Source organism: Syntrophorhabdaceae bacterium (genome assembly GCA_028713955.1).
Classification (GTDB): domain Bacteria; phylum Desulfobacterota; class Syntrophorhabdia; order Syntrophorhabdales; family Syntrophorhabdaceae; genus UBA5609.
In genome coordinates this window covers 1-6,565 of record JAQTNJ010000179.1, presented here as the reverse complement: position 1 = coordinate 6,565, position 6,565 = coordinate 1, and the positions used below count along the sequence as shown (strand labels likewise).

The window sequence follows — 6,565 nt, the reverse complement described above, 5'->3', positions numbered from 1 at the left end:
TTCTTCTGGGGCAACGGGTCAAGTTGAGATATATCCCCGATATTAACTTTGTCCTTGATGACGTATATGAAAAGGCGCTGAGAATTGAGGAGATCCTGAAAAGGGAAGCCAATGTTCGCAAAGATTAGAAAGATCATCGATAACGGGCAGGATTTTTTCATAACAACCCACATTGACCCTGATGGTGATGCGATAGGATCGGTTTTTTCCATGTACCGGGCCCTGAGATCGCTGGGAAAGAATGTGACGGTCTATCTCAAGGATCAGGTACCTTACCGGTATGAATTCCTTCCCGGACCTGACCAGATAAGCCACGCGATCCCTGAAAGGAACTATGATGCCGCCTTTGTCCTTGATTGCGGCGACCTTGCCCGGATAGGTGAGGGATACGAAAATTTAAAGAAGACAGGGATGATCATAAGCATCGACCACCATAACACCAATGAGGGCTTCGGCAGGATCAACGTTCTTGATACTGATGCCTCTTCGACAGGAGAGATCCTGTACAGGCTCTATAAATATCTCGACATCTCTCTTTCATACGAGATGGCGGTCAACATATACACTGCGATAGTCACCGATACAGGTTCTTTCAGATATGAGAACACCGGTTCAAGGGCCCTTCTCATATGTGAAAAGATGATGCGCCTTGGGGTAAAACCGGCACAGGTATCGAGGATGGTAAACGGGAACCACCCCAAGGAAAGGTTCCTGCTGCTTGGCCAGGTCCTTTGCACGCTGCGGACCTTTGATGAGGATAGAGTGGCCATGGCATATGTTACTGAAGAGATGTTCGAGAATACTCATTCAACAAGGGAATACACTGATGGTTTTGCGGAAATCATCAGGGAGGTCCGGGGTGTTGAGGTGGCGATACTGTTAAGACAGGTCAACGACAGGCGGTACAAGATAAGTATGAGGTCGAAGGGAACCGTCGATGTTGCGGATATCTGCGGTATTTTTGGCGGCGGCGGACATAAAAATGCTGCCGGGTGCCATATAGACGGGAGCCTTGCCGAGGTTGAAACAAAGCTCTTAGAGGTAATGAAAAGATAATGAACGGTTTTTTGATCATAGACAAAAAGGCAGGCATGTCCTCCTATGATGTTATAAGGAGGTTGAAGAAGCTGGACCACTTCAAGAAGATCGGCTATATCGGGACGCTCGACAGGAATGCGACGGGAATATTGCCCGTGGCTTTAAACGAGGGGGTAAAACTGATCCCCTTCATGGAGAACGTGGAAAAGGCCTACAGGGCAAATTTTTGGCTTGGTGTTACAACGGACACCTTCGATATTGAAGGCAAGGTAATATCGAAGACCGATGTAAAGCAATACGAAAGGGAACTGCTTGAAAATATTCTGACCGGATTTATGGGGAAGATCGTACAGCGGATCCCTGTGTATTCGTCAAAAAAGGTAAACAGGAAGCCCCTCTACAAATGGGCACGGCAAGGGGTTGACGTTGAGCCGCCGGAGAAGGAAGTTGAGATCTTCGCCATTGAGCTTCTTGAATACCGCCATCCTTATGTTGAGGTTGAGGTGACATGCTCAAAAGGTACGTACATCAGGACGCTTGCGAATGATTTCGGGACAAAACTTGGTTGCGGGGCAACATTATATTCTCTCAAAAGGACAAGGCACGGTGAATTTACCGAGAACATGGGTATAGATATTGACCATTTTAAATTTCCTCAGGACTTGGTAAGCTATTTATTATCATTGGAAAATGTTTTACAATCTTTACGGGGGATAGTTGTGGAGGTAGTGCTTGAGAGGTTTTTAAAGAATGGTATGCCCATTCCTCTTGCAGGCAGCTCAAAGGAATGGAAGAATGGTGAATTTGCGAGGCTCGTAAACAAGCAGGGGGTTCTCATTGGTATAGGTGCGGCAGATCTGGCTTCGAGGACCATTAAGATCAAAAGGTTAATAAACAATTAAGGAGGAGTACATGGCACTTACTACAACAAAGAAAAAGGAGATCATCGAGGGTTTTAAGACCCACGAGAAAGACACGGGTTCTCCTGAGGTGCAGATCGCCCTTATTACAGAGAGGATAAAATCCCTGACGGAACATTTTAAGAAATTTTCCAAGGATCATAATTCAAGAAGGGGATTGTTGGTGCTCGTTGGGAGCAGAAGGAGACTTCTCAATTACTTACGGGAAAAGAACGCCGAAAGATATAAAAAGGTTATTGAGAAGCTTGGTTTAAGAAAATAAAAAGGTCAGGTAAAAAAAAATGGAAGAAACGTTAACGATCAATTGTGCAGGAAGACCACTTACAATCAGTACAGGAAGTCTTGCGAAACAGGCCGATGGCAGTGTCCTTGTTCAGTGCGGCGACACCGTTGTGCTCGTGACCGCGGTTGTCGAGAAGAATGAATCGGAGAAGGATTTTCTGCCGCTCACAGTAAACTATCAGGAGATGTCATATGCGGCAGGAAAGTTTCCCGGAGGATTTTTTAAGAGAGAAGGAAGGCCGTCGGACAGGGAGATATTAACATCCCGCTTGATAGACAGGCCGTTGAGACCTTTGTTCCCGAAAGGGTTTAAGCATGAATCTCAGGTCATCGCGACGGTATTGTCTGCTGATCCGGATAATGACCCGGCTATTCTGGGGATTATAGGCGCTTCATGCGCCCTCACCATTTCGGAGATCCCATTTGACGGCCCATTTGCCGGCGTCAAGGTGGGAAGGAAAAACGGGGAGTTTATCATCAACCCCACGACCAATGAAATGGGGGAGAGTGATCTCGACATCGTTGTGACGGGTACAAGGGATGCGATCCTCATGGTGGAGGGCTCGGCGAAGTTCATCAGCGGGAGCGACCTCATAGAAGCGATACATTTCGGTCACCAGAGCCTTATACCGATCATCGAGATGCAGGAGAAGATACAGGACAAGGTCGGCAGGGTGAAATGGCAGGTGAATGCAGGGCAGGATCTTGGTGCCCGCAAAGAAGAGATGCGGAAGTCCATCGAGAAAGACCTCATAGAGGCCTTTTCCTTGCAGGGTAAGAGGAGCAGGAATGACAGGCAGAACGTTATCCTTGGGGAGCTTACAAAGAGCTATGAGGACCTGGATCCCAACGCGGTCTATAAGATTTTTGATGAGATCACGCGGGATATTTTAAGAGAACAGCTCTTCGCAACGGGTAAAAGGATTGATGGAAGGGCTGCAGACACAATCCGCAACATCACCTGCATGGCAGGGGTGTTGCCGAGAACACACGGTTCGGCGATTTTTACAAGAGGCGAGACGCAGGCGCTTGCCATTACTACCTTCGGGACCTCCGATGATGAGCAGAAGGTAGAATCTCTTCTTGAGGGCGAAACCTTCAAGACCTTTATGCTCCATTATAATTTTACACCTTTTTCAGTTGGTGAGGTAGCCATGCTCCGGGGGCCGACAAGGCGTGAGATAGGCCATGGTAATCTTGCCGAGCGTGCCCTTTCGCCGGTTCTGCCGTCGAAGGAAGAATTCCCTTACACGATCCGGATCGTTTCTGAGATCCTTGAATCCAACGGGTCTTCATCAATGGCAACGGTCTGCAGCGGATGTCTGTCATTAATGGATGCCGGAGTTCCCATTACGGAACCGGTCGCCGGCATAGCAATGGGTCTTGTTAAAGAGGGCGAGAGAGAGGTTATCCTGTCCGACATCCTCGGTGACGAAGACCACCTGGGAGATATGGATTTCAAGATTGCCGGAACACGTGAAGGTATTACAGCGGTACAGATGGATATCAAGATTAAAGGGATTACCAAGGAGACTATGTCAAAGGCTGTTGTACAGGGACAGCAAGGCATAGCTACAATACTCGGCATCATGGGCGAAACCCTTGAAAAACCCAGGGAGAACCTGTCCCCTTATGCCCCGCGTATCTATACTTTTAAGATAAAAACGGACAAGATACGTGACGTTATTGGTCCCGGCGGCAAGGTTATCAGGGGTATTATAGAACAGACAGGTGTAAAGATAGATATAGAAGATTCAGGTGTCGTAAAGATAGCTTCTATCGATGAAAAATCGGCAAATGCCGCCATCGAAATCATCAAAGGCCTGACCAGGGATATAGAGCCGGGCACGGTCTATCTCGGTAAGGTCAGAAGGGTGCTTGATGCAGGTGCTATCGTAGAATTGATGCCGAACGTTGATGGATTTGTCCACGTCAGCCAGCTTGCCGAAGGTTTTGTAAAAAAGGCTTCCGATGTTGCCAGAGAGGGCGATGAAATGCTTGTAAAGGTCATCGGTGTCGAAGATAATGGTAGAATAAAACTCTCACGAAAGGCTGTTCTCAAGGAGCAGAAGGCAAAGCAGGAAGATGTATAGAAAAACAATTCTTGATAATGGTATAACCGTTGTTACTGAATCCATCCCATACTTTTCAACGGTTTCCCTGGGGATCTGGTGGAAGACAGGCAGCCGAAGCGAGCATCAAAATAATAACGGGGTCTCTCATTTTATTGAACATATGCTGTTCAAGGGGACATCGAAAAGGACTGCCTATGATATTGCACGGGAGATCGATGCCGTCGGCGGCACGATAAATGCCTTTACCGGGAAGGAGTATACCTGCCTCTATGCGCGGGTCTTAAAGAAGGACATGGACACGGCCCTCGATATCCTTGCAGACATGTGCAGGAATTCCCTTTTTGACAACGGCGATATCGAACGGGAGAAGTACGTCATCACGCAGGAGATCAAGATGATCGAGGATAATCCTGAAGAGTATATCTACGACATGTTTAATGCCTCATACTTTAAAAACCACTCGCTCGGCATGCCCATCCTCGGTTCGCAGCAGAACGTGGAAGGTTTTACGAAGGAACAACTAAAAGAATATTTTGCCGATTATTATTCCCCGAGAAACGCCATCATTACCATAACCGGCAGGATCAAGCATGAGGACGCCGTAACAAGGGTGAGCAGGTTCTTTTCCGACCTCCGGGGAGGAGGCATCGAAGGTCCTTCAATAATCAGCCCTGAACCGTATAATGTCTTTAATATCTATGAAAAGGAACTGGAGCATGTCTACTTATGTATCGGGACACGTGGGGCGAGCCAGGTCGACAGGAGGAGATACTGCCTCTATATACTCAATGCCGTTATGGGCGGAAGCATGAGTTCTCACCTGTTTCAGGAGATACGGGAAAAAAGAGGGCTCGTTTACAATATTTACTCCTATGTAAACTGCTATCATGATACAGGTACGTTCGGTATATCCACGTCAACTTCGAAGGAATCTATCGTAGAGGTGCTGCAGTTGATCAAAGATGAGATTGCAAGAATAAAGGACGATGGTATTACCGATGCCGAACTCGCATTTTCCAAGGAACACATTAAAGGTAACCTTTTTATCTCCCTTGAGAGTTCCGAGACAAGAATGGGAAGATTGGCAAAGAACGAGATATACTTTGGAAACTATATACCACTGAAAGAGACACTCCACGAGATAGACAGCATCCAGAAAAGTGACGTAGACGAGATAGGGAAGTTCCTTTTTGAGCGTCCCGGAGATATATCCCTCACAGTACTCGGCAGTGTCGCCGGCAACAAGCTGGAGAACCTGTGGAAAAGTTAGAGGTCTTTGTCTCCAGGAAGGATGGGGCGCTTCTTCCACAGTATGCCACGAGCGCTTCATCGGGACTGGATCTCTGCGCATTCCTGGACGAAGCCCTCACCATGAAACCCCTTGAAAGGATCCTGGTTCCAACGGGGATCTTTATCAGCATCCCTAAAGGATTTGAGGCTGAGATAAGACCCAGAAGCGGCGTCGCATATAAATACGGTGTGACTGTTCTCAATACACCGGGTACGATCGATGCCGATTACAGGGGAGAGATCAAGGTGATCCTTATCAACCTTGGGGCTGAACCGTTTGTGATCCGGAACGGGGACAGGATTGCCCAGATGGTTTTTAAATCTGTGACGCAGATCGACTGGAGACTGGTCGATGCTTTACCTGGAACGGAAAGGGGCGAAGGCGGCTTCGGGTCAACAGGGATATCATGAACTTATACGAAAACCTCGATCACTTTATCCGTTATCTTACTTCGGAGAGAGGGGCATCACCTCACACCATTGACGCGTACAACAGAGATATCGTCGAGTTTGTTGGATTTCTCGAGGATATGTCCTCCATGATACCGGAAAGAAAACATCTTGAGACGTATATCGGTTTTTTGAGAGAAAAAGGGAAAAAGACGCGGAGCATAGTCCGGGCTATCTCAGCGCTGCGGAGCTTTTTTAATTTTCTCCTCATTGACGGAAAGATAACAAAAAGCCCCCTTGAAGATGTCGAGATCCCGAAGTATGTTCCTCCTATCCCGGAAGTCCTGAGCGAGGAGGAGATGCTGGAACTGATCAGGCTGCCCGAAGGGTCCAAGACGTCGCTCCGGGACAGGACCATCCTCGAATTGTTATATGCTACGGGGCTCCGGGTCTCGGAACTCATCAAACTGAAAAGAGGCGATGTCAATCTCGAAGCCGGTTTTTTGATAGCCTCCGGAAAGAGGTCGAAAGAAAGGGTCGTTCCTCTCGGTACCTATTCAAGGGATTCAA

At 47.7% G+C, this 6,565-nt stretch carries 7 protein-coding genes; all 7 read left to right on the top strand.

Going from position 1 to position 6,565, the window contains the following annotated elements; all coding sequences use genetic code 11:
- Nucleotides 1-111: 111 nt before the first annotated feature.
- On the top strand, nucleotides 112-1,056 hold the full coding sequence (locus PHU49_12935; protein MDD5244912.1) for a bifunctional oligoribonuclease/PAP phosphatase NrnA: 945 nt from the start codon (nucleotides 112-114) through the stop codon (nucleotides 1,054-1,056).
- A complete protein-coding gene (gene truB / locus PHU49_12930) occupies nucleotides 1,056-1,940 on the top strand; it encodes a tRNA pseudouridine(55) synthase TruB (protein ID MDD5244911.1) in 885 nt (294 codons plus the stop codon). The genes PHU49_12935 and truB overlap by 1 nt, the downstream gene beginning before the upstream one ends.
- A gap of 10 nt (nucleotides 1,941-1,950) precedes the next feature.
- The gene (gene rpsO, locus PHU49_12925) at nucleotides 1,951-2,220 is read left to right on the top strand and encodes a 30S ribosomal protein S15 (GenBank protein ID MDD5244910.1); all 270 of its coding nucleotides are present in this window, start codon (nucleotides 1,951-1,953) and stop codon (nucleotides 2,218-2,220) included.
- Nucleotides 2,221-2,239: 19 nt separating this feature from the next.
- Complete coding sequence (gene pnp / locus PHU49_12920; protein ID MDD5244909.1) at nucleotides 2,240-4,333, top strand: polyribonucleotide nucleotidyltransferase; 2,094 nt, start codon at nucleotides 2,240-2,242, stop codon at nucleotides 4,331-4,333.
- Nucleotides 4,326-5,585 (top strand): pitrilysin family protein, encoded by a 1,260-nt coding sequence (locus PHU49_12915; protein MDD5244908.1) that lies wholly within the window; start codon nucleotides 4,326-4,328, stop codon nucleotides 5,583-5,585. The genes pnp and PHU49_12915 overlap by 8 nt, the downstream gene beginning before the upstream one ends.
- A complete protein-coding gene (gene dut / locus PHU49_12910; GenBank protein MDD5244907.1) occupies nucleotides 5,573-6,016 on the top strand; it encodes a dUTP diphosphatase in 444 nt (147 codons plus the stop codon). The genes PHU49_12915 and dut overlap by 13 nt, the downstream gene beginning before the upstream one ends.
- Nucleotides 6,013-6,565 (top strand): site-specific integrase (locus PHU49_12905; GenBank protein ID MDD5244906.1); only part of this gene is annotated, 553 nt, incomplete at its 3' end. The genes dut and PHU49_12905, both read left to right, overlap by 4 nt.